Below are 19214 nucleotides of genomic sequence, written 5' to 3' on the forward strand. Positions count from 1 at the left end.
GGAGTGAAACCAGCACCCCTCCCCGAAACCGGGTCAGTCGTCGTCTTCGTCGATTTCCCGCGGCGCTGGCAGGTCGGCGAATCGCACGCCCTTCGCGCCGCCGCAGCACTCCCGGATAGTGATCTGACGAGTCGGGACTTTGTGCACCTTCAGTGCGGCGCTGAGCGTGGTGGATCGGGCGGTGCGGACCTCGCGGACTTCATCCGGGGTCATGTCGCCCATCGGCTTCTCGGTGTCCAGCCACGCCCCGTACAGCTCGGGCATGAAGTGCGCCAGGGATTCGACCAGGCGGTGTGAGTGCACCGTCTCCGCGGCGTCCGGCCAGATGGCGTGGACGTGGTCCGTGATGGTGGTGCGGTCGACGCGTGCGACCTCTTCGCCCGCCGCTTCACCGGACAGGGTTCCTGCCGCGAGGCGCAGCGCGTAGCCGCGCTTGCCGACGTCGCGCGCGTCCGCCTGCGGGATGAAGTACGCCCGCACGATCTTCGCGCTGTTCGCGGACCGGGCGAGCCAGCCGGTGCCGCTGTCCTTCGGGTCGTCGCCTTCGGCCGGCTCGAAGATGTTCGCCCGGACGCCGCGCCGGTACATCCCGGTGCCGAGCACCAGATCGTTGGCGACGTGCCCGGTGATCGCGAGGCAGAACCGCACGATCGCGTTGTCGCTGACCTTCTTCGGGATCGACTTCGCGTCGGGCCGCTGTGTGGTCAGAACGAGAATGATCCCGTACGCCCTGGCCTTGCGGATCAGCCGGGCGAACACCGCCTCGGCTTCCTTGCCGTACACGGGGTGCTCGAAGAGCGTGTGCACCTCGTCGAAGATCGCAAGAACCGGATGCAGCCTCAGGTGCGGGTACTTCGCGGCGATTTTGCGCGTCACCTTGCGGCCGGTGGGAACGTCCTCTATCGGCAGACCGGCAACGATCTTCTTGCGCCGCTTCATCTCCGCTTCGAGGGCGTACGCACCTTCGAGCGCCGCCTCGCAGTGCTCGTCATCGTCACCCTGGACGTAGCGGTGACAGATCGGCTTCACGGACTCCGCGTCGCCCGAACCCTTGAGCTCGAAGATCCACAGCTCGCACGTCGCGTCGAGGGCGCCGGCCAGAGCGATGACCATCACGGCGGACGTCTTGCCGGATCCCATCACCCCGCCGATCAGCACGTTCGTACCGATCAGCGCCAGTAGGACGACGTCGCCCTTGGGGGTCACGCCGTAGGGGAACTCGCCGTACATGTCGACGGTCCCGCCGCTGAGTAGCGGCCACGGGCGTTTGATGTTCCGTGGATCCTTCTTCGCGACCCAGATGTTGGACCGCGACGGATGCTCGCTGCCGACCGAAGGCCACACGCATTGCAGCGGACGGCGCATCGCACCGGCCAGTTCCTTGCGCTTGTCGAGCAGGACGTCAGCGAGCGTTCCGCCCGGCAGGTCGACCTGCGCCAGCCAGCCGGGGCCGTCGATGGCGATGGGCGCGACGAACCGGACCGCGCCCTTGATGCCGATCTCTTCGAGCGCGCGCGCCAGTTCCTCGGAATCGAGGGGGCGCTGGAGATGGATCGAGAGGTACCTCGTGATGATCGGCTTGTCCACCCTCCGTCCGTGCGCGCCGATGAGTGCAACGGCTGCAACGGCTGCCGCCACAGTCGGCACGGGCGCGAGCAGGCTCGCCACCAGAACGGTGACCAGCGACAGGAGAGCGAGGGTCAGCGACATGATCCGGCGAGGCCGCACGCGGCGTGACTTCTCCCGCGACAGGGCGAGCCACGCCTCGATGTCCGCCGTGCCCGCGGCTTTCGCTTCCACCGGCCGCGCTTCGGTGTCGGCCACCCACCGCCCCCACCGGACGATGAGACGGCCGGCGCCCCGCGGCGCGAGCAGGATCAGCCGCACCAGGTAGACCGGCGTACGGACGGCGTGGAAGGTGCAGAAGTGGGCGTAGAACAGGACCGCCCACCGGACGTTGTCGGCGAACTCCGCGCCGTGGCGCAGCCATGACGGCAGCACCGGCGGCGCGCTGTCCAGGTAGGCGCGGCGCTGCCCGATCCACGATCCCGAGTCCGCCGCTACTTCGGGGGTGTCGACGGGCTCGGGCGGCGCCTCGGGTTCGAGCGCGTACGTCTCGCTCCCGGCATCCTCTTTGATCTTGTTGAACTTGACGGGCTGTTCGGTGCCGTTGATCAGCGCACCGTGACTGCCGGTGGGAATGGTCATGGCTGGAGTGCCGCCACATCCGCTGCGTCGAACAGGTTCGAGCCGTTCGACGGATCAGTTGCAACGGGCGTCAGCAACCCCCGGTGCTTCCATGACCGGACCGTCTCCGCCGTCACGCCCTTGAGCGCCGCGACCTCAGCGGTCGTCAGCGTTCCGCCGCCCCTCTGCGCGGGCACCGTTGCAGCCGCCACGACGGGCAGCAGCTGCACCCCCTGCGGGACTGCGTCCGCCCACCGGAAGGAGCGCACGGCGGATGTCGCTGCAACGGGGGGCGTTGCGCCGTGCGACGCCTTGTACGACTCCGCAACGCGGCCCCATACGAGCGATGCAAGGTGCGTGCCGAAGCCGATGCAGATGACCGGTGCGGCGGACGCAAGGATCACGTGGCCCCACGTCGGCGCATCGCTGGACGCATCGACGCCCGCGGCTGCACTGCCGTGCGCAACGTTCAGCGTGAGCGAAATGGCGGTGAGTCCGATGACGGTCCCGATCGCCCACCGGTAACCGCTCGATCCGTATAGCGCGATCGACGCGACGACGGCGAGCCCGGCGAGCAGGTCGATGACGAGCGGGTAGAACTGCCGGACTTCGCGGAGCCCGATGGTGTCCGCGGTATCGCGCAGCGGCACCCACGAGACGCGCATGCCGACGATGGCGACGGCTGCGAGGGCGATGAGAATGACGGCGAATCCGACCAGTGATGCGGTCAGATTCCAGGGTGTTCCCCCTTCACGGGTCTTGATCACCGCAGGGGGTACGGACTTAGTCTTCTTCCGGGCCACGGAGGATGCTTCTCCTTGGTCAAGTGGTCCCGGCGTGCGGCTGCAACCGCCGCCGGGGCCCGCTGGTTAACGCCCCGCTGCAACGGGGCTGTTTATCCGTATACGCCCAACGGCGGTGCGCCGCAAGGGTGTTCGGTTATTCGCCATGGTGCGCCACGTCAGAAGTCGTGGATGCAGTGCGGGCACGTCCAGATCTCTTCGCCGGACGTGGCGTCAGGCAGGACGGGGGCGCCGGGCTGCCTGACGCGCACCTCGGCAAGCTCCGCGTTGTGGTCGCGGATCAGATCCGCCTCGGTCTGGAATACGTGGCTGCATTCCAGGCAGACGCGGTAGGTGTTCTCGTCATCCGGCTCGACGCGGCCGTGAGAAAAGCACCAGTCTTCTGTCACGCGCTCAGGCATTCGCCACCTGCCCTTGCACCCACAGGTGATAGGCCGCGAGCGCCTGCGCCATGGTGCCATCGTCCGCGTAGAGGACTTGCGCGAGTACGCAGTCATCGCAGCCGCCGCATGGCGGACCGTCCATGGTCTGGCCGGCGCACCGCGAATAGGCGGGGCATTCCTCGTTGGCGCATATGTCAGCCCCGATGAGTTCGAACCATTGATCAGGGCACGTGCACTTGGTCATTGCGCCTTCCAATGCTTACTGCTCCAGATGCGATGTTTGACCGCTGCAGAAACGAAGTGTTCTCGCCTCCAGCACCAAGGGCACGGGCGGTCATCGGACTTCAGCCGGTATCCCGCCCATCCGCATTCACAGCAGAGGCGGACGCAGTGGGCGCACTCGCTCATGACCCGGGCATCTCGCCGCGCATATAGTGCAAGACGAAGTGACGGTCTTCCATGTCGACGCAGACGACGCAGCGTTTTTCCGGAAGCGCCTCTTCTGCGCCGTCGGTCTTGAACAGGTAGCCGCACACGGCAAACGTGCCGTCTGGTATCCACGTCGGGAAGCAGAGCAGGCAGCGCAGATGGGCAATGTCGGGGCGCGTCGACCGATCGATGGTGACGGGCTCGGGAATAGTGGTCACCGCGTGCCCCTGTCGAGTCCGAGGCAGAATGCCACGACGGAACCCACGCCCGCCCACGCGACGACAGCAGCGGTGCCGTCGAAGGGCAGCGACGCGAGCGTGCCGGCGAGCGTAGCCACGGCGCCGCACGCCAGGCAGTAGGCGGCGGTCCTCATCCTTCCCACCCCTTCGGCCCGAGCCACTCGCGGAACCTGTTGAGCGGGATCACCCGGATGTTGCGGCGCCCGGTCCACCGCCACACGCCGCGGTGAGTGAAGCCCTTCCCGGCATAGAACCAGCCGCGCCCGAGTGGCTGCATGGGACTGCTCACAGCCCCTCCTTCCGTTGCTGGTTGCGGTACGCGGACCGGACTGAGGATTCTGCCTGGCGGTGTCCTCCGCGGCCGTTGGCGGTGACGTACGCCCCGCCCAACTGGTCGATGGCGTCGTCCACCGGGATCCCGTCGGAGCACGCCGCACGGGCCGCCCAGTACAGGGCGTTCGACAGGTTGCCGTCGGGGGCCGTCAGCACGGTGTCGACCAAGCCAGAGATGCCGCCCGTCCGGCGCGGCTGAGCGAAGAGCGGCTTTGGCGGTGCGGCCGGCTCGCGGCACAGTTCGACCAGCCACCGCGGGGCGGGCCGGATGGGGCTCGCGTTCTCAGCGATGTACGAACCCTTCGACGTGATCGAGCCCGCCCCGAGGACGTAGCCGCCCCGCTCCCCGCCGTTGCACCGGATGTCGAGCACGCCCTTGACGAGCGACGCCTGTGAGGCGCGTACGCCGTCCGGCCACGCGAAGTACAGGTGCAGCCCCATCGATCCGGTGCACACGCGGTACGTGTCGTTGAGCTCTTCCCAGTCCCCGCCGTGCCGCTCGCACACTGCCTTGAGGACGTCGTGCCCGTCCGCCATCGGCCCGAGCGTGTCGTGGAGCTCCGCATACGCGGTGCCCTTCAACTGCCCCGGCGTCTTCGCGATGTCGCAGTCAACGACCAGCAGGCCGGACGGCTTGCATGCGACGCCGATGTTCGCGGCCGGCGACCACGACCAGACCTTGATGACCCGGTCAAGATCGTTCGTCGCCTCTTCGCCCCAGCGGATCTTGTACGGCTTGACCGGGGTGAGAAGGTGCGGCTGCTTGTCGATGATGTCGCCGGACTGCGGGCACCGCGTCCCGGCTTCGTTACACGGGAAGATGTGGAACCCCCGCTGCTGCGCTCCGAGGGCGTACCCGATCAGGTTCACGGCGCCGCGCCGACGAACTCGTACTTCAGTCGGACGTCTCGGAATGTGCGGGCGTAGCCGACGCCGCCGCCGCTGCCCTCGTACTTGGGTGCGGGGTCGTTTGGCGATTTGATGATCTGGTCCACAACGACTTGAGCTGCATCATCCACGGCGAGCAGGTAGATGTAGTGCGGATCGTTACCGGGCAGCATCTTTCGGCGCCATACCTGGCCGCGCTGGATCGGCGTGTTCTTCCGGAGGCTCGCGTGCTCCTCCGCGGTGAGGAACACGCCCGCCTCACCGTCGAACGTCATCTCTTTCATGGCGACTTTGTCACCCCCTTCACGTTCTCGATTGCCGTCCGGAAGTACGACGGCTTCAGCTCGATGCCGATGCCGCGACGTCCCAGCTTCACGGCGGTGTAGACCTCGGAGCCGACGCCCGCGAAAGGCGACAGAACCGTCTCGCCCTTGTTGGACCACAGCCGTACGCACCGCTCGATGAAGTCGAGCTGAAGCGGGCAGATGTGCTTCTCGTCCCGCTCGCCGCGCGCTGATCGGTGGTTCAGAGTGCGCGTCTCGTTGACGCCGTACCAGCCAGGCGCGGGCACTAGGCCTTCACGTTCCATCGCCGCCACGGTCTCTTCGTCGGACAAGCCCTTCCAGATGGGGCGCGCCCACTCGATCCACTCGTCATTCGTGACATCCGTCTTGATCCGCACGGCGTTAGTACCCGGCTTCTTGAAGACCAGGAGGTGGTCACCGATAGCGGGCCGCGTCGCACTGGAGTCGCGGTTCTTCGTCACGAACATGAGGGCGTGCGACTTCGTCCGTATCGCCTGCGCCTGTGGGTTCTTGTCAACCAAGGCGCGCCCGTAGAAGATCCAGCCCGCCCGCTTGTGCGCGCGGATCACGTCGCCCGGGAAGTCGTACAGGCCCATGTATCCCTGGACGGCCTTGCTCAGCGCAACGTCCGATACGTGGACTGCCGAGATTCGCCCCGGCTTCGTCACACGGAACAACTCGCGTATGACGAACGAGTAGTGGTCGAAGAATTCCCGACGGCTCTTCGAATTCCCCATGTCCCGCAGGCTGTCAGAGTAGGTATAGAGCGAGGCAAACGGGGGCGAGTAGCACGTGAGGTCAACGGACTTGTCGGCAAGGCCTCGCAAGACTTCGCAGCTGTCGCCAAGGTGCAGGGCCCATCCGTCGCCGGTCGCAGTATCCGTCTGATATTCGGTCGTCATATCCCCGCGCCTCCGTTCCGTATGTGATTCATCGCGGCCACCATTTCAGTGACCATGCGCGAAGCTTCGCGATCTTTCCGGCTGACGTTCTCTGCTATGCCTGATTCAATATCGGACAGCACGATGTGCGCGTGTACCGGACGGGTCTGGCCGTAGCGCCAGCATCGCCGTATCGCCTGGTAATACTGCTCCCAGGAATCCGACAGGCCGACGAATGCAGTTCGTGCGCAGTGCTGCCAGTTCATGCCGAAACCTGCGATGGACGGCTTAGTCACCAAGTGCTTGATCTCGCCGTGCGCGAACGCGAGAAGGTGTTCCGCCTTCTCCTCAGGAGACATCGACCCATGCACATTGACTGCGCCGGGGATGTCTGCCGCGAGCGCTGCCGCTTCGTCGTTCCGGCCACACCACAGAAGCCACGGCTCTTGAGGCTCGGCTTCAACCAGCCTCACGGCGCGGGCAACACGGTCGTCGACCGTCGCGGCGCGCATCTCCGCTCGCCCGGTCACGCCCCCGAGGGCGTACAGCCCGTGCGTCTCCACCAGGTGCGTGCGGATCTTCAGCGGTGGCAGGTTGTACCGCCCCGCCGGATAGCCCACGTCGGCCGGCGAGCGGAGCGCCGCCGCCCACGTCGCCATCCAATGGAACATCGATGCGCGTCCGTGGTGCTTGAGCCGCCACTCCTTGCCGTCGTTGATGAAGTACGTCGCGAGCATCTCCGGGCGCCGCATCACCCCGAGGAACTCGGCTTGACTTGTCAGCTCCGCGGGATCGTTGGGCGCCGGGGTAGCGGTGCACGCGAGACGGTACGGCACCTTCGCGAAGTGCTGGATCAGGGCGTTGCGCGTCTTGCCTGTGTGGTTCTTCAGGATCGACGCTTCGTCCAGCACGACGGCGTCAAGGTCCGAGGGGTCGAAGTGCCCGACCATCTCATAGTTCGTGATCCACAAACCGGGGCCCTGCGCCTGGTCGCTGCCGCGGACGTACGTCGCCTTGACGTCCAGCTCCGCGGCTTCCTCGATCGTCTGATGGCAGACCGCGAGCGGTGCCACGATCAACGTGCGCCGGCCGGACAGCCGCGCCCACTCGATCTGTGCCGCGGTCTTGCCGAGTCCTGTATCCCACCACAGCGCGGCGCGGCCGGTGCGTACCGCCCACACGACGAACTCACGCTGCCAGTCGTACAGCCGCGGGTGTACCTCCCCCGGGTCGACCACGCGCCCGGTCGGCATCTCTCGTCTGCGCTTCGAGGCGAGAAACTCCTGGTAGTCCGTCAAGGCATTCCCTTCATCATCAAGCGGACAGGGGCGGATCAATGGGTGAGCACGCAACGACGCGCCCCTGTCCGCATGACAAAGGGCGCGGCCACAAGGACCGCGCCCACGGGGTGTGTCAGCTGTTCAGCGCGGCGTGCGCCTCTTCGAACGCAGCGCGCGCGGCGTCCAGCGCCGCGCCTGCCTCTTCGAGCGCCGGCCCGAGGTTGTCGCCCTCGCCCTTGACGGCTTCGTACTTGACTCGCGCCGCTTCGAGCCGCTCGGCGTGGGTGTCCGACGCCTTCTGCGCCTTGTCGAACTTGATCTTGGCGCGCTCGAAGTCTCCCGCCGCCTTGGCGAAGGTCAGCGGCTTGCGGCCCCTCTTCGCCTTCGGCGCCGACTCGGCCTCGGGAACTGCACCATCCTGCTCGGCATCCCACTCGGGCTCTTCGTCGTAGTCGTACTGCTCTTCGCTCACGGACTTCTCTCCTGGATCAGGACATAAAAAGGACGCAACCCGGGGCGGGTGCGTCCGGCGGTGGGGTGAGGTGGCGGGCTACTGCGCCTGGTACGTCGCCGCGATCATCTGCATCTGACCGTTGGTCATGTCCGGCGTGACCGGCACACCCTTCGACTGAAGGAACTGCACCAGGGCGGGGTTCTGCGGCTCACCAGTAGCACTCTGCTGAGGAGCCGCAGCCGGAACAGCAGCGGGCGCCGGGGCGTTCCCGGCAGGCTGGCCCCACGGCGCAGACGGAGAGGCAGGGCCGCCCGGGACAGGGGCTCCCGGCGCTGAACCGGCAGGCGCCTGCCACTGCTGCTGAGGGGGAGCCTGCCACTGCCCCGGAGGAGGGCCCGCGGGAGCCGCCTGAGCCTGCGGAGCAGGGGCCGTCTGCGTGCCCTGCCACGGGTCGTACGGCAACGCCTGCGAGGCGTACTGAGGCTGCGCCTGCCCGCCCGCCGGGGGCGCGCCGTACGGCGCCTGGCCCCACTGCTGAGGCGGAGCCGCCGGGGCCTGCTGCGCCGTCGGCTGCGTGAATTGGTTGCGCGGGTGCGCGTTGATGTACTGCGTCGCGGTCTGCACGTCGGCGTCGCTGTAGTCCGCGAGGTAGAAGGCGCCGGACTTCTGGCCCTGCGCCGCAGTCTGTGCGAGCCGGCCCAGCACCATGCCGCCGCCGGTGTGCTTCTTGATCTGCGGCACGATCGCCTTGCCGCCTATGCGCGCGTTGGTCAGCACGGTGGGCTGCCCGGTCTCCGGGTTGACCAGGTCGACGATGACAACGTCCGCTTCGACGACCTCGTACGGCTCGGGCTGCCCCTGGCCGTTCGTGCCCATCTGCTGGCTGACGCTGTCCGGGTAGATCAGGAACAGTCTGCCGAGCCATTCGGGGTGGTCGCGCGGCGTGAACCGGTCGCCCTTGTCAGGCTGCGCGAAGGGGTTCTGCGGTGTGCTCACTTGCCCTCTTCCTTTATCTCTGACACGTGCACGATGTGACCGAGGTGGCCGACCTTTCCGTACACAACTTCGTCGTCCGTCGGGAGGTTTGCGAATGCGCTCCGCACGGCGTACTTGAGCGCGGCGGGATTACCCTCGGCGAACATCCATGAGCCGCCGGAGATCCGGTCCCACCAGTCCTCGATGTCGTACGGCACAGGCCCGTCGCCCATGTCGACCGTGACCGTCCGCCCGGCATTGGGGTGCGCGGCGTCGTGCATCACGGGCGCGCCTTCTTCCAGCCGCCCACGCCCTTGTCGAACGGGGCGCACGCCTCTTCGTCCTTCACGACGGTGACCGTCTTGCCGCCGCCCTGTCCGTCTCGCGTGGTCAGCACGAGATTGCCGAAGTCGTCGCACGACTCCATGTAGTTGGCGAAGCCGTCCGGCGCGGCGTACACGACGGCGGGGCGGTCAACCTTGTGGTCGATCGGTGCGTCGTTGTACGGCTCACCGGCGGACGCGCAGCCGGCGAGCGCGAACACGCCGGCTGCGAGCCCCGCCATGGCCAACTTCCTGTTGCGGGTCATTGATCCTCTATTCGTGACACGGGTATCGGATGGAAGGGCAGGGGTCAGGGGCGTTCGCGTCGGTGCCGCAGGCCACGAACGCGATGACGCCAAGGCTGATGAAGAAGAACGCCCACGCGATGAGTCGTCGCGTCACGGCATCTCCGTTCTGCGGGCGCCGCAGCCCGCGCACGTCCAGCGCAGCGGACCACGGGTCATCTCCGCCCACCGGTGCAGCTTCGGGAAAGCGCCGTGCAACAGCGCAAGCAGCAACGTCACGCGATGCGCTCCGTCCGCGAGTCTTCGAGAAGCGCACGCACTTCCCGCTCGCTGTAGCGGCGCATGCCGCCCACCGTCAGGACGGTGGAAAGCTTTCCGGCCTTTGCCCACCGGGCCACTGTCCGCGAATTGACGCGGAACATTGACGCGACTTCTCCCGGCGTCAGCAGGGGCTCATTCATTTCCGATTCCAATAGGGCCACCTCCTTACGCGTCTTCGGGTTACTCACGGCCTGGACACCCGCGCTCCATATTCGGATCCCCGGGAGCGAAGAACGGGCAGTACTTGCAATCGTCGGCGACGTGGAATTCCCGGGCGATACCCAGCTCGTGCGCGGCGATATCGATTCCGGCCCACGTGGAGCGCTCGGTCTGGTGGGCCTTCACTTCTTCGGCGATACGGTCGACTCGTTCGAGCGCGTCGCGCGCTATCTGCGGGTCGTACGGCTCGACGATGGCGTACATGCTGTCGAGATTGGAATCTTCGATGGGCCACGCGAGAAGGCAGACGTAATCAATCTGCTCGCCCTTGAGACGCTGTCCAAATCCGTACACATGCAGTTGGACGCGGTACTTGAGCGGCATCCCCTCTGTGATCAACTTCTCCAGCGACCAGCGACCCATGACTTTGTGGTCGTCGACCATGAAGACCATGCGGTCAAGCAGATCCGACGTGCCTTTCGGTACGTGCTCGTTGGGAAAAGTCAGCGGGACCTCGACAGCAAACCGACCTTGATTCGCGTCGGCCCACACGAACACCTCGGCCAGACCTGCGTGAACACAAGTTCCCTTGAATGATGCCCAGTTGTCTCCGCCCGGATTGACAGGAGGAATCCGCAGGAGGGACATGGCAATTCGCCGGTCACAGGGTGTACCGATTTCCGACGGACCCAACGTTTCCTGAACGCTGCGATCCATGCGGTTCGTGTACGCATAGAAAACCTCTTTCATGCGTGCCACGACTTGCTCACCAAGCACGCTCATTGGGATGGCGGGCGTCACGGCCGCGGGCGCCGTGTCCGGTTGGCTGAACGGGCTGCCGGGCCGCGCGAAAGGGCTACTCGAAGGCGGCGCATCCGCCCGGGTCGTCGGCGTTGCAGCCGTCGAAGGTTCCGCATCCGGTGTCGGCGTGAGGGCAGCGTCCTTCAGGAGCGGGATCGGCGTCGCGTCGTACTCGACTACCGCCCCCGGCATCACCTTCTGAACTTCCCGCGTCGCTGCCGCCAGGACATCCACAGGTGCCGGGGCTGCACTGTCCGTGCTGGTGCTCGCCGGGGTGCGGGCACTCCGCGGGGAGAGCGTCTCGCCCGGCGGGGGCGAACTGCCCGTCACAGGTGAAGTCGCAGCCCCCGGAGCCGTATCCGCCGGGGCACTCGCCACAGCCGAAGGCGGCGCCGCGGGAGCGTCGGGCCGCGGCGGCAAGGCCGGCCGCGTAGGCGTCGACTCCGGGGATTGATCCGTCTCCGGAAGGTTCCGGTCCTCGATCTGCCGAATCGTCGTTGCCCAACTGCTGAGCATCTCCTCGGCTTCCGTCGGCTCCTCGCTTCCGCGCGCAGGGCTCGCAGCCGGGCGGGCATCCGTGGCAGGACTCTGGGGGGCAGTAGCTGCACTCGGGCTCTCGCCCGATGTAGGGGACTCCGTCGCGCATTCCTCCCCCTCCGGGGCGTAAGGCCGGCCCGACATCGGGCAGTTGACTCGGTCCGGACTGGGGACGCCGGGCACCTTGATGTGCAGGGCGTACTTCCCGTCGGCGTCCAGCAGCGGCGACCGCCCGCAGCCGGGGCACTCCGCGTAGTCGCGGCCCACGATGGGGCGGTCGTCGTCCTCAGCTTCCGGCCCGCGCCGGACGATCCATCCCGGGATAATGGTGCGGGACATCGGGCACTCTTCGTCGCTCGCTTTGTCGTGCTTGCGATAGCGGAGCGGGCTCGGAGAACGGCCGGTTGCCGTGACGTTCTTGAGGCATTCCTTACAGCGGTATCGGTCTGCGGCCATTCACGGTTCCTCTAGCTTTCGGGCGGGTGGGAATTTCAGGTACCGATAGGCACGCTTGAAGAAGTCGAGTTCGTCGCGGGCGTGACCGAGCAGTGTGTTGCACGGGCGGCAGAGAAGACCGCGGACATCTCCCGTCGCGTGGTCGTGATCGATGGACAGGCGCCGCGTCGCCCCCGTCGCGCGGCGGCATATCGCGCAGCGCCCGCCTTGCAGCTCGTACAACCGGCCGTAGTCGCCAGGCCCCAACCCGTACACCGCTTGCGCCCGCGCCTCGTGCGCCGCCGCCTTACGCCGCTTCTTCTCTTCCCGGTGATGCGTTGCGCATCTCGGTCCGGGGTGCGGCGCCGCCCTCTTTCCGGTCGGCGGGCAGTCCTTGCACTTCCTTGCTTTCACCTTCCGCCTTCTTCCATTTCTCAGCGGGATCGATGAAGCCGGGGCGCGGTGTGCCGCATTGCGTGCACCAGTCGCATTCAATGACCTTCGAGGGCACCCCGATGAGGGAGTTCCAGAGGTGCCCTTGCAGCAGATCCCCCCGGCACATGGCTCGCTCAAGCCGCCATGGATTCGAGGGCGCAGCCGACCAGGTCCCGCGCCATGTTCGGCGGCACCGCGTTGCCGATCATGCGGACGCGGTGCCGTTTGCTGAGCGGGCGGGGAAAGCTGTCCGGAGCCCAGTCGTAGGTGTCAGGGAAGGCCTGGAACGCCGCGTACTCGTGCGGCTCCAACATGCGGAAGCCGCACGCCTGGACGTACTCCCGTCCGGCCGGCGAGTACAGATCGTCGGGCACTTCACCGGCGGGCGGCACCGTGCAGCCGTGATGGTTGCCCGACGCACACACCGACGACAACGGCTCCGACAGGCGGCGCGCCTTCGAGCCGCCGCCCCGCAGCTCCGTCATGAACGGCGGCACACAGAGCGCCGTCGTCTCCCGCGTCATGACGGTGCGGGAGACTTGGTCGACCGGGTACGCCGTGTCATTCCACGTACCGCCCGCCGGAACAAGAAGCCCCGCAGTGTCGACGCCCGTCACCGTCATCGCCGGCTCGCTGGTCGTGCGGGCGTGGCCGTTCGAGTAGTACGGGACCAGGAGGCCTGTCTCGTTGCGGGTCGTCACCGTGCGGTGCGGTGCATCGAGAGGGAACGGACGCTTCCCGTCGCGGCCTTCGCACGGCACCAGGGCATGGCCGTACGTGCGCAGCCCGTACCGGATCCGCTCCATCGTCTTCTCTGCGAGACCCTCGGGCTTCTCGGCCGTCTTCGGGCGCGCGCTGATGGCGGGAATCGGCAACGACCAGTCGATCAGGTCACGAGCCGGCCGGATGAACGGGCGCACCACGTCGCCGCAGGTGCGGCACGCGTACCGGTACTGCTGCCGGTACTTGCCCGCCTCCTTGGACAGGCCCGTCTTCTTGTCGACGCCCCACGCCTGACGTCCCTGGACCGTGCCGCAGTTCGCGCACTGCGCCCGCGGCGAGATCCAGCGGTCGGTGTCCGGGCAGCGGGTGCCGTGCGGGTGCATGAGGCAGAACCAGCGGTCGCGCGACTGGTTCGCCGTCCGGCCCAGGGCACCCGCGTGCGCGGCATTGAGGAACACCTCGTGCAGGCAGTAGCCCGTATCCGAGAGCGCGAGCTTCCACGCCCGGAACGCCCACCAGTTCCGCACCTCAACGACGTTCTCGACGATGATGAACCGGTACCGGTGCACCTCCGCGAAACGCTGCACGTCCCACATCGTGGCGCGCGACCGCTCGCCCGCGTCGTCCTGGCGGACGGGCCGCTTCTTGCCCTGCGCCACGCTGTGCTTCGTGCACGACGGCGAGAACCAGGCACAGTCGGTTGTCGGGTACCGGTACGGATCCACCTGCGACATGTCCGCGCAGTCATGGTCCGTGTCCTGGTGGTTGGCCTCATGGATGTTGATCGCCGGACGCCAGTGGTTGATGGCGATGCGGACGCGCTGACCCGGGATCTGATGGATTCCAATGGACGATCCGCCGCCGCCGCAGAAGCCGTCCAGCCAGGTGATGATGCCGAGCCGGGCGAACAGTTCGTACAGCGCCATTCTTTCTTCGAGCGGCAACGCTCCCCCTAGGGCTTTTTGGGATCCCGAATGAATTCGATGTCGCTGTCCCGGCTGTACCGGTACGCGCGCTTACCGTCGAACGTGTTCCACCCGATGGTGATGACGAGCTTCCGCCTGAGATCCACAGCGAATGTCAACCGCTCCGTGTGAATGACATGGCAGCCTTCGTAATTCTTCGACGGCAAAGGCCGCGTCGGGTTTTCCAACGCGGCCTTTATTTCGTCCGGGTCCAGCGCCATATCCACGGCGCGGCTCAGCGCGTGGTGGCTGAACGTCCACTCGCGGATGTCACCCATCCGCCGCGGCGGGCCGGATGGTCTTGACCGGGGTCTTCGTCTCGCAGTCCGCGAACGCCGCGGGGTAGTGCGTCGCGAGACGCGACTTGTCGAAGCCCTTCCGGAACGTCACGTCGACCTCGAACAGCGGGGCGCCGGCCGCGTCAACCACACTCGCCGACTTCGGCTTGTCGTCGTCGGGGTCGTAGCCCAGCGCCTTCAGGAGATCCGCCTTCATCTTCTTCTCGTAGGTCTCCCACTTCAGGCGCGCCGCGGACGCGGCCTTCACCTCTTCGTACAACTTCGCAATGTCGTCGCCGACTTCGACCTTGCTCACTGTTCGGCGTCCTCTCGTCTCAGTTCCTGCCAGCACTCCAGGCACAGCAGGGCTGTGGTGCCGGCTGGCAGGGGATGTGTGTCCGAGGTGGCCAGGTACGTCCACCTGACGACCGCGCGGCAGTAGCCGCACTGCGGTAGCACGAGATGCGCGCACCGCCTGCGCATGCGGAGCCTCACTCGGGAAGCACCTCGATCGCAGCGAACAAGTCCACCCGGTGGTTGCTCAGTTCGCGCTCGCGCCAGTCCCAGAATTCAGCGCCGCGCCGGAAGCCGAGGCGGGCGAGAGCCCTGTCCCGCTCGCCCACGGTCGGCGTGTTGCGGTGACCCTTCGGCCAGACGTACCGCGGCCACTCCGCAGCACGTCCCGGGGCGACGGCCACGTACAGGCACCAGGCCTCATCGTCCCGAGCCATCTGTGCTCTGACCGCGCTCACGGCCGCGGCACCCGCGCCAGGAAGCGGCGCGCCGCCTCGGTCACGCCCTGCGCCCGCGTGGAAGCCCGCTCGCCGCGCGCCCGGTCGTCGGTGCCACCGTCGCCGTCGTCGCCCCGCTCGCGGCGCTGTACCGTCTTCTGCTTCTGGATCCGCTGCCGGGTCATGACGGCAGTTCCAACAGGGCGGGCGACCAGCCGTCGGGCAGGTGTTCCGCGAGCCGCTCCGTCAGCCAGTCCGGGCGGCGCGTGGAGACATGTCCCCAGTCATTGACGGCTTTGTCCCAGCCGTGAATGGAGATCTCCTGTCCTGGCTTGCCGGACTTCAAGCGGCGCGGGCCGTAGACGCCTACTATCGCCCACTCTCGCATTCCCGCTGGGGTCTCCTCGCGCCTCAGCCGCAAGGCAACTCGCTCCGGGATGACGACGCGATCTCCAAGCACGTGCGGCAAATCATCGACGTCCCCAAGCGCGAACGTAACGTCCACCCTGGTCGTGTGCTCGATGAAGGCAGTCACGACGCACCGCCCACTACCTGGTCGGCGGCTTCCGCGACATGCTCGGGGTACAGGATGACGAGCGCCTGAAAGGCGTGCTCGATAGGATCGAATTCGTCCAGCTGCGCAACGAGTTCATCGGGTGTCGCTTCGGACATGACGCCCCCCTCAGGGCGGTAATGCAGGTTAAGGAGTGCGCCCCTCTCGCGGGCGCGACGGGTCCCCCCAAGGGACGTTTCCCGAAGCTTGCAGGGCGGGACCGGTTACACCGGTCAGAAGCCTATGACCCCGGTCCCGCTATTTAGTTGTCAACTGCCTGCGGGGTTCACCTGTCACGGCCCTGGGTTGGGTTCTCCGCCGGTAATTGGGCCACACCGCGCCCCGCTCCCTCACCTGGACTCGAACCAGGAACCTACGGATTAACAATCCGCCGCTCTGCCGATTGAGCTACGAGGGACCGACAGAGGCGGGCAACCGTGGACGACGAAGACGCCCGCCTCTGCTATTCAGTTGTTGAGCGGGTCGTCTCAGCCGGTCGGCTGCGACCGGTGAATGAGCGCGACCGTCAGGGCGAGCGCGTGTTCCGCGTCGATGCCGTCGGCAACGAACTGCCGGTACGCGGCACTGGCTTCGGTACTGGACATATGGCTTCTCTCCTATCCCACTCATGCCGACGCAGTGACCGCAATGCGTCGGGTGTTCAGCAACTCCCCAATACCCTGGGGTCAGTCCGGGTATGGACTGGCGGTGTTGGTACCCCCGGCAGGATTCGAACCTGCAACACCCTGATCCGTAATCAGGTGCTCTATCCATTGAGCTACGGGGGCTTTCCGAGAACGCTCCGGGAGCCGGACGGGGACACAGCCCCCGGAGCGTTCTCTCTCTTCGCGCCATCGCTCGGACGCGAAGTCCCTGTCCGGCCGGTCCGACACCAGACGGGCAGGGGAGCTATTGGCCGTACCTCTCGGCAGCCGGCCAGTACAGGGAACCCTCAGCCTGGAACGCGGACTCCATGTAGTTGGATGCGCTCCACGCTTCAAGCGTTCCGCGGTCGGTCTTCATGAAATCCCGCTCGGCCTGCTCGCGCTCGTACTGCGCGGCGCGGTATTCCAGGACGGCGGATTCGGGCCCGCAGTGGGCGGGAGGAATGACACTCCAGTGCAGTGTCATGACTCGCCCGCTTTCCGTACCGGGTTCGCCGCGATGATGTTGCGGATCGCTGCGGCCGGGGGCGCCTTGTGCCACGCCGGGATCCGGGGGGTGCGCGCCTGCCAGCCGCCGCGGTGCGACTTGCTGCCGTCGGTGCGGAACTCCAGCCGGAACAGGTACGACTCGGTCTTGGAGACGCGCCGTCCGATGAGCACGCGCAGGACCGGGGCGCCCTTGAACTTCGGCGGTGTCCACTGTTCGAGCACCGTCCAGCCGTGCTCTTCAGCGAAGGTGATCAGGCTCGTCGCCTGAGTCAGGGGCCTGTGGACTGCTGTTGCCATCGTGCGCCCCTTTCAGGGGTCTCGACTGGAACGGCGCCCCCGCCTCGGGGGGAGTTCGGCGGGGGCGCCTGTCTGTGGGTGGTCAGGTACCGAAGCCCGACCAGGAAGTGACCGGGAGGCCGATCGTCACGCGCCGCCGCCCGACTCACGCTGATGCATCGTGTGCGAGCAGTTCCATTCCGGTTTGCAGTCCGGCACGTTGCGTATCCGTCCGTTCAGGCAGATCTCGCACAGGTCGTAATTCGGGTTGTCGAGTGCCGCCTGCGTGGGGAGTCCGAAGTCGTTGATCATCCAGACAGGGGCTGCGTTACCGCAATGGCGGTACAGGTCTTTGCTCACCCATGTCCAGGTGCGGCCGTGGCGGTCGACGATGTCCGGATGCTCAGCACGCTCGACCTCGGCAACAACCGTGCGAGTCGTTTGCCATTCGATGATCAGTTCCCTGATGCCGCCCATGACTCCCCCTACGGGTGGTTGGAGATCGGCTCGGATCCGGGCTGCCACCGCATCGCGTCACCGCTCACGTACGCACTCAGCTCCCGATCGATACGGGCGAGAGTGCGGCGCGGCGCCGGAACGGCAGCCGGGTTGGTGCGCGGGTAGCGGTCCCATGCCGTGGCCATGACGTGCACCTCACTCGGGCGGTACGCCATGACGCGGCGGAAGCGGCCGTTGATGAAGCGGAATGCGCGGCGCGGCTCGCGGTGGTAATGCGCCCGGTACGTCTCAGCGGCGAGGCGACCAAACGGGGAGGCGTACCGCCAGTCGGCAGGGAGGCCCCGGCTGGCGAGATACTCAGCGACGGTGGTCTTCATGACGTCGCCTTGTACTGCGCGTCGAATTCCATGAGCAGCGTGTGTGCCTTGACGCCCAGTTCCCACGCCACGTCGAAGTGGCTCTTGGTCCCGTACTTGTTCAGGAAGTACGCGTCACGGGCGGCGCAGTAGCGGCGGGACTCTTCATCACGGATACGGCGTGCGGCCTCACGCTTCTCGGTGTCCGCCGTCTTGGCGCGAGCCTTGATCTCGCGCTGCGTCCAGCCGGACGCCCTGGCGGCGCACGAGGTGCCGAAGTAGAGGATCTCTTCTTCGTTGCCGTCGGCGTCCAGCGCGGCCATGACGACCGTGCCCTTGAGCTCGACACGTGAGCACTGGTCGCAGGTGGTGACGTCGTTCGTCGTGCCTTTGACCTTGTAGGCCTTCATGCCGTCTCCCCTGCCGCGCCGACTTTCTGTAATACAAATATCCCGCTGGGATCATGACTCGTCAAGGCCGTGCGGGATGATTTTTTGTATGACAGAAAGTCGGCTCGCGGCGGGGTGGATCAGTACGTCAGGGTGCCGTCGGTGAGCCCCGCGAGAAGCTGCTGCTTGTCCTCGTCGGTGAGCCCGCCGTTCGTCCACTCCGCCTTCATGTCGGCGAGCTTGAAGCCGAAGAAGTCGCGGACCGCCTTGAGTCCACCGGCCGGCTTGTTGGGGGTCTGGTCGATCATTGCTGTGCCTCTCTGATGGATGACGCCGCGGCATAATCCGCAGGCATGAGAAAGGCGCCCAATCTGCGGGCGCCTAGAATGCTGGTTCGAGCCAATCGGAGTGGCTCGAAAGAACCGCAGGTAGAGAGGTGGTCAGAATTACATCATGTACCACCACTTCAAGGGCAAGCCCGACCTGGCCCTCGCCGCGATCCGCCGCACCGCCGACGAGCTGCGCGCCACCGCCGAGAAGGCGCTGAGCGCGCCCGGCTCACCGTACGAACGTGTCGAGGCATACCTGCGCCGCGAGCGTGAAGTCCTGCGCGGCTGTCCCGTCGGGCGGCTGACGATGGACCCGGACGTGATCGCGAACGACGAACTGCGCGCCCCGGTCGACGAGACGATCGACTGGCTGCGTGAGCGGCTGGCCGGAATCGTCGAAGAGGGCAAGGAACGGGGCCAGTTCGCCGCCTCGCTCGACGCGGAGGAGATCGCCGCGACGATCGTGGCGACCGTGCAGGGCGGCTATGTGCTGGCGCGCGCCTCCGGTTCACCGGCCGCCTTCGACACGGGAGTCCGCGGACTGCTCTCCCTGCTCGCCCCCGTCCGGTGACGAGGGCCGCGTCACCC

32 protein-coding genes, 2 tRNA genes and 2 pseudogenes are annotated in these 19214 nt (G+C 66.8%); 1 reads left to right on the top strand and 35 read right to left on the bottom strand.

The window, feature by feature from the left end:
* Window positions 1–33 precede the first annotated feature (33 nt).
* From ACIP79_RS00690 to ACIP79_RS00860, 35 genes and pseudogenes are all read right to left on the bottom strand, one after another.
* Complete coding sequence (locus ACIP79_RS00690) at window positions 34–2208, bottom strand: FtsK/SpoIIIE domain-containing protein (RefSeq protein ID WP_401217357.1); 2175 nt, start codon at window positions 2206–2208, stop codon at window positions 34–36.
* Window positions 2205–2990: a MerR family transcriptional regulator gene (locus ACIP79_RS00695; protein WP_401217360.1), complete on the bottom strand. Its 786-nt coding sequence runs from the start codon at window positions 2988–2990 to the stop codon at window positions 2205–2207. Before ACIP79_RS00695 ends, ACIP79_RS00690 begins: the two co-directional genes overlap by 4 nt.
* A 158-nt stretch (window positions 2991–3148) precedes the next feature.
* Window positions 3149–3391 (bottom strand): hypothetical protein, encoded by a 243-nt coding sequence (locus ACIP79_RS00700; protein WP_401217363.1) that lies wholly within the window; start codon window positions 3389–3391, stop codon window positions 3149–3151.
* A complete protein-coding gene (locus tag ACIP79_RS00705) occupies window positions 3384–3617 on the bottom strand; it encodes a hypothetical protein (RefSeq protein ID WP_401217365.1) in 234 nt (77 codons plus the stop codon). The genes ACIP79_RS00700 and ACIP79_RS00705 overlap by 8 nt, the downstream gene beginning before the upstream one ends.
* A 160-nt stretch (window positions 3618–3777) precedes the next feature.
* Window positions 3778–4020 carry a hypothetical protein gene (locus ACIP79_RS00710; RefSeq protein ID WP_401217368.1) on the bottom strand — a complete coding sequence of 81 codons (243 nt, stop codon included), beginning with the start codon at window positions 4018–4020 and terminating at the stop codon, window positions 3778–3780.
* Window positions 4017–4139 carry a hypothetical protein gene (locus ACIP79_RS00715; protein WP_401217371.1) on the bottom strand — a complete coding sequence of 41 codons (123 nt, stop codon included), beginning with the start codon at window positions 4137–4139 and terminating at the stop codon, window positions 4017–4019. Before ACIP79_RS00715 ends, ACIP79_RS00710 begins: the two co-directional genes overlap by 4 nt.
* A gap of 32 nt (window positions 4140–4171) precedes the next feature.
* Complete coding sequence (locus ACIP79_RS00720; protein ID WP_401217374.1) at window positions 4172–4330, bottom strand: hypothetical protein; 159 nt, start codon at window positions 4328–4330, stop codon at window positions 4172–4174.
* Window positions 4327–5244, bottom strand: a complete 918-nt coding sequence (locus ACIP79_RS00725; RefSeq protein ID WP_401217377.1) for a bifunctional DNA primase/polymerase — start codon at window positions 5242–5244, stop codon at window positions 4327–4329. Before ACIP79_RS00725 ends, ACIP79_RS00720 begins: the two co-directional genes overlap by 4 nt.
* Window positions 5241–5546: a hypothetical protein gene (locus ACIP79_RS00730; RefSeq protein ID WP_401217380.1), complete on the bottom strand. Its 306-nt coding sequence runs from the start codon at window positions 5544–5546 to the stop codon at window positions 5241–5243. The genes ACIP79_RS00725 and ACIP79_RS00730 overlap by 4 nt, the downstream gene beginning before the upstream one ends.
* Window positions 5543–6469, bottom strand: a complete 927-nt coding sequence (locus tag ACIP79_RS00735; protein WP_401217383.1) for a DNA-methyltransferase — start codon at window positions 6467–6469, stop codon at window positions 5543–5545. The genes ACIP79_RS00730 and ACIP79_RS00735 overlap by 4 nt, the downstream gene beginning before the upstream one ends.
* Entirely contained in the window at window positions 6466–7746 is a 1281-nt protein-coding gene (locus ACIP79_RS00740; protein WP_401217385.1) for a helicase-related protein, read from the bottom strand. The genes ACIP79_RS00735 and ACIP79_RS00740 overlap by 4 nt, the downstream gene beginning before the upstream one ends.
* 115 nt (window positions 7747–7861) lie before the next feature.
* Window positions 7862–8200, bottom strand: coding sequence for a hypothetical protein (locus ACIP79_RS00745; protein ID WP_401217388.1), 339 nt, complete (start codon window positions 8198–8200; stop codon window positions 7862–7864).
* A gap of 78 nt (window positions 8201–8278) precedes the next feature.
* Window positions 8279–9178, bottom strand: coding sequence for a hypothetical protein (locus tag ACIP79_RS00750; protein ID WP_401217390.1), 900 nt, complete (start codon window positions 9176–9178; stop codon window positions 8279–8281).
* Window positions 9175–9441, bottom strand: coding sequence for a hypothetical protein (locus ACIP79_RS00755; RefSeq protein ID WP_401217393.1), 267 nt, complete (start codon window positions 9439–9441; stop codon window positions 9175–9177). The genes ACIP79_RS00750 and ACIP79_RS00755 overlap by 4 nt, the downstream gene beginning before the upstream one ends.
* Window positions 9438–9746: a hypothetical protein gene (locus tag ACIP79_RS00760; RefSeq protein WP_401217396.1), complete on the bottom strand. Its 309-nt coding sequence runs from the start codon at window positions 9744–9746 to the stop codon at window positions 9438–9440. Before ACIP79_RS00760 ends, ACIP79_RS00755 begins: the two co-directional genes overlap by 4 nt.
* 132 nt (window positions 9747–9878) lie before the next feature.
* The gene (locus tag ACIP79_RS00765) at window positions 9879–10004 is read right to left on the bottom strand and encodes a hypothetical protein (protein WP_401217399.1); all 126 of its coding nucleotides are present in this window, start codon (window positions 10002–10004) and stop codon (window positions 9879–9881) included.
* Window positions 10001–10186 carry a BldC family transcriptional regulator gene (locus tag ACIP79_RS00770; protein WP_401219153.1) on the bottom strand — a complete coding sequence of 62 codons (186 nt, stop codon included), beginning with the start codon at window positions 10184–10186 and terminating at the stop codon, window positions 10001–10003. Before ACIP79_RS00770 ends, ACIP79_RS00765 begins: the two co-directional genes overlap by 4 nt.
* Before the next feature lie 40 nt (window positions 10187–10226).
* Window positions 10227–11240: a hypothetical protein gene (locus tag ACIP79_RS00775; RefSeq protein ID WP_401217401.1), complete on the bottom strand. Its 1014-nt coding sequence runs from the start codon at window positions 11238–11240 to the stop codon at window positions 10227–10229.
* Window positions 11241–11999: 759 nt separating this feature from the next.
* Window positions 12000–12257: pseudogene (locus ACIP79_RS00780) on the bottom strand (endonuclease VII domain-containing protein); the annotation flags it as partial.
* Between the two features lie 28 nt (window positions 12258–12285).
* Entirely contained in the window at window positions 12286–12489 is a 204-nt protein-coding gene (locus tag ACIP79_RS00785) for a hypothetical protein (RefSeq protein ID WP_401219250.1), read from the bottom strand.
* A 58-nt stretch (window positions 12490–12547) separates the two neighbouring features.
* Window positions 12548–14062 (bottom strand): DNA cytosine methyltransferase, encoded by a 1515-nt coding sequence (locus ACIP79_RS00790; protein WP_401217404.1) that lies wholly within the window; start codon window positions 14060–14062, stop codon window positions 12548–12550.
* A 26-nt stretch (window positions 14063–14088) separates the two neighbouring features.
* Entirely contained in the window at window positions 14089–14379 is a 291-nt protein-coding gene (locus tag ACIP79_RS00795) for a hypothetical protein (protein WP_401217407.1), read from the bottom strand.
* Complete coding sequence (locus ACIP79_RS00800; RefSeq protein WP_401217410.1) at window positions 14372–14695, bottom strand: hypothetical protein; 324 nt, start codon at window positions 14693–14695, stop codon at window positions 14372–14374. Before ACIP79_RS00800 ends, ACIP79_RS00795 begins: the two co-directional genes overlap by 8 nt.
* A 175-nt stretch (window positions 14696–14870) precedes the next feature.
* Window positions 14871–15131: a DUF6303 family protein gene (locus tag ACIP79_RS00805; protein WP_401217414.1), complete on the bottom strand. Its 261-nt coding sequence runs from the start codon at window positions 15129–15131 to the stop codon at window positions 14871–14873.
* A complete protein-coding gene (locus tag ACIP79_RS00810) occupies window positions 15128–15295 on the bottom strand; it encodes a hypothetical protein (protein ID WP_401217417.1) in 168 nt (55 codons plus the stop codon). The genes ACIP79_RS00805 and ACIP79_RS00810 overlap by 4 nt, the downstream gene beginning before the upstream one ends.
* A complete protein-coding gene (locus ACIP79_RS00815) occupies window positions 15292–15645 on the bottom strand; it encodes a hypothetical protein (RefSeq protein WP_401217420.1) in 354 nt (117 codons plus the stop codon). The genes ACIP79_RS00810 and ACIP79_RS00815 overlap by 4 nt, the downstream gene beginning before the upstream one ends.
* Window positions 15642–15782, bottom strand: coding sequence for a hypothetical protein (locus ACIP79_RS00820; RefSeq protein ID WP_401217423.1), 141 nt, complete (start codon window positions 15780–15782; stop codon window positions 15642–15644). The genes ACIP79_RS00815 and ACIP79_RS00820 overlap by 4 nt, the downstream gene beginning before the upstream one ends.
* A gap of 226 nt (window positions 15783–16008) precedes the next feature.
* Window positions 16009–16081: transfer RNA gene (locus ACIP79_RS00825), tRNA-Asn, on the bottom strand.
* A 294-nt stretch (window positions 16082–16375) separates the two neighbouring features.
* Window positions 16376–16451: transfer RNA gene (locus tag ACIP79_RS00830), tRNA-Arg, on the bottom strand.
* Window positions 16452–16572: 121 nt separating this feature from the next.
* Window positions 16573–16794: a hypothetical protein gene (locus ACIP79_RS00835; protein WP_401217426.1), complete on the bottom strand. Its 222-nt coding sequence runs from the start codon at window positions 16792–16794 to the stop codon at window positions 16573–16575.
* Window positions 16791–17114 carry a hypothetical protein gene (locus tag ACIP79_RS00840; protein WP_401217429.1) on the bottom strand — a complete coding sequence of 108 codons (324 nt, stop codon included), beginning with the start codon at window positions 17112–17114 and terminating at the stop codon, window positions 16791–16793. The genes ACIP79_RS00835 and ACIP79_RS00840 overlap by 4 nt, the downstream gene beginning before the upstream one ends.
* A 126-nt stretch (window positions 17115–17240) precedes the next feature.
* On the bottom strand, window positions 17241–17570 hold the full coding sequence (locus ACIP79_RS00845) for a hypothetical protein (RefSeq protein ID WP_401217432.1): 330 nt from the start codon (window positions 17568–17570) through the stop codon (window positions 17241–17243).
* Window positions 17571–17578: 8 nt separating this feature from the next.
* The gene (locus ACIP79_RS00850) at window positions 17579–17929 is read right to left on the bottom strand and encodes a hypothetical protein (RefSeq protein ID WP_401217434.1); all 351 of its coding nucleotides are present in this window, start codon (window positions 17927–17929) and stop codon (window positions 17579–17581) included.
* A complete protein-coding gene (locus tag ACIP79_RS00855) occupies window positions 17926–18318 on the bottom strand; it encodes a hypothetical protein (RefSeq protein ID WP_401217437.1) in 393 nt (130 codons plus the stop codon). Before ACIP79_RS00855 ends, ACIP79_RS00850 begins: the two co-directional genes overlap by 4 nt.
* 119 nt (window positions 18319–18437) lie before the next feature.
* Window positions 18438–18605: a hypothetical protein gene (locus ACIP79_RS00860; protein ID WP_401217439.1), complete on the bottom strand. Its 168-nt coding sequence runs from the start codon at window positions 18603–18605 to the stop codon at window positions 18438–18440.
* Between the two features lie 145 nt (window positions 18606–18750).
* Here ACIP79_RS00860 and ACIP79_RS00865 point away from each other — a divergent pair.
* Window positions 18751–19197 (top strand): annotated as a pseudogene (locus ACIP79_RS00865) (TetR/AcrR family transcriptional regulator); the annotation flags it as partial.
* Window positions 19198–19214 lie beyond the last annotated feature (17 nt).

The organism is Streptomyces sp. NPDC088747 (genome assembly GCF_044751025.1).
Taxonomy (GTDB): Bacteria; Actinomycetota; Actinomycetes; order Streptomycetales; family Streptomycetaceae; genus Streptomyces.

What these genes read in the sequence shown, in the direction of transcription:
- ACIP79_RS00705 (WP_401217365.1), bottom strand. Translation starts at nt 3,617, where the DNA reads ATGACCAAGTGCACGTGCCCTGATCAATGGTTCGAACTCATCGGGGCT.
- ACIP79_RS00855 (WP_401217437.1), bottom strand. Translation starts at nt 18,318, where the DNA reads ATGAAGGCCTACAAGGTCAAAGGCACGACGAACGACGTCACCACCTGC.
- ACIP79_RS00860 (WP_401217439.1), bottom strand. Translation starts at nt 18,605, where the DNA reads ATGATCGACCAGACCCCCAACAAGCCGGCCGGTGGACTCAAGGCGGTC.
- ACIP79_RS00735 (WP_401217383.1), bottom strand. Translation starts at nt 6,469, where the DNA reads ATGACGACCGAATATCAGACGGATACTGCGACCGGCGACGGATGGGCC.
- ACIP79_RS00840 (WP_401217429.1), bottom strand. Translation starts at nt 17,114, where the DNA reads ATGGCAACAGCAGTCCACAGGCCCCTGACTCAGGCGACGAGCCTGATC.
- ACIP79_RS00835 (WP_401217426.1), bottom strand. Translation starts at nt 16,794, where the DNA reads ATGACACTGCACTGGAGTGTCATTCCTCCCGCCCACTGCGGGCCCGAA.
- ACIP79_RS00700 (WP_401217363.1), bottom strand. Translation starts at nt 3,391, where the DNA reads ATGCCTGAGCGCGTGACAGAAGACTGGTGCTTTTCTCACGGCCGCGTC.
- ACIP79_RS00845 (WP_401217432.1), bottom strand. Translation starts at nt 17,570, where the DNA reads ATGGGCGGCATCAGGGAACTGATCATCGAATGGCAAACGACTCGCACG.
- ACIP79_RS00810 (WP_401217417.1), bottom strand. Translation starts at nt 15,295, where the DNA reads ATGACCCGGCAGCGGATCCAGAAGCAGAAGACGGTACAGCGCCGCGAG.
- ACIP79_RS00820 (WP_401217423.1), bottom strand. Translation starts at nt 15,782, where the DNA reads ATGTCCGAAGCGACACCCGATGAACTCGTTGCGCAGCTGGACGAATTC.
- ACIP79_RS00730 (WP_401217380.1), bottom strand. Translation starts at nt 5,546, where the DNA reads ATGAAAGAGATGACGTTCGACGGTGAGGCGGGCGTGTTCCTCACCGCG.
- ACIP79_RS00770 (WP_401219153.1), bottom strand. Translation starts at nt 10,186, where the DNA reads ATGAATGAGCCCCTGCTGACGCCGGGAGAAGTCGCGTCAATGTTCCGC.
- ACIP79_RS00795 (WP_401217407.1), bottom strand. Translation starts at nt 14,379, where the DNA reads ATGGGTGACATCCGCGAGTGGACGTTCAGCCACCACGCGCTGAGCCGC.
- ACIP79_RS00760 (WP_401217396.1), bottom strand. Translation starts at nt 9,746, where the DNA reads ATGACCCGCAACAGGAAGTTGGCCATGGCGGGGCTCGCAGCCGGCGTG.
- ACIP79_RS00790 (WP_401217404.1), bottom strand. Translation starts at nt 14,062, where the DNA reads ATGGCGCTGTACGAACTGTTCGCCCGGCTCGGCATCATCACCTGGCTG.
- ACIP79_RS00850 (WP_401217434.1), bottom strand. Translation starts at nt 17,929, where the DNA reads ATGAAGACCACCGTCGCTGAGTATCTCGCCAGCCGGGGCCTCCCTGCC.
- ACIP79_RS00690 (WP_401217357.1), bottom strand. Translation starts at nt 2,208, where the DNA reads ATGACCATTCCCACCGGCAGTCACGGTGCGCTGATCAACGGCACCGAA.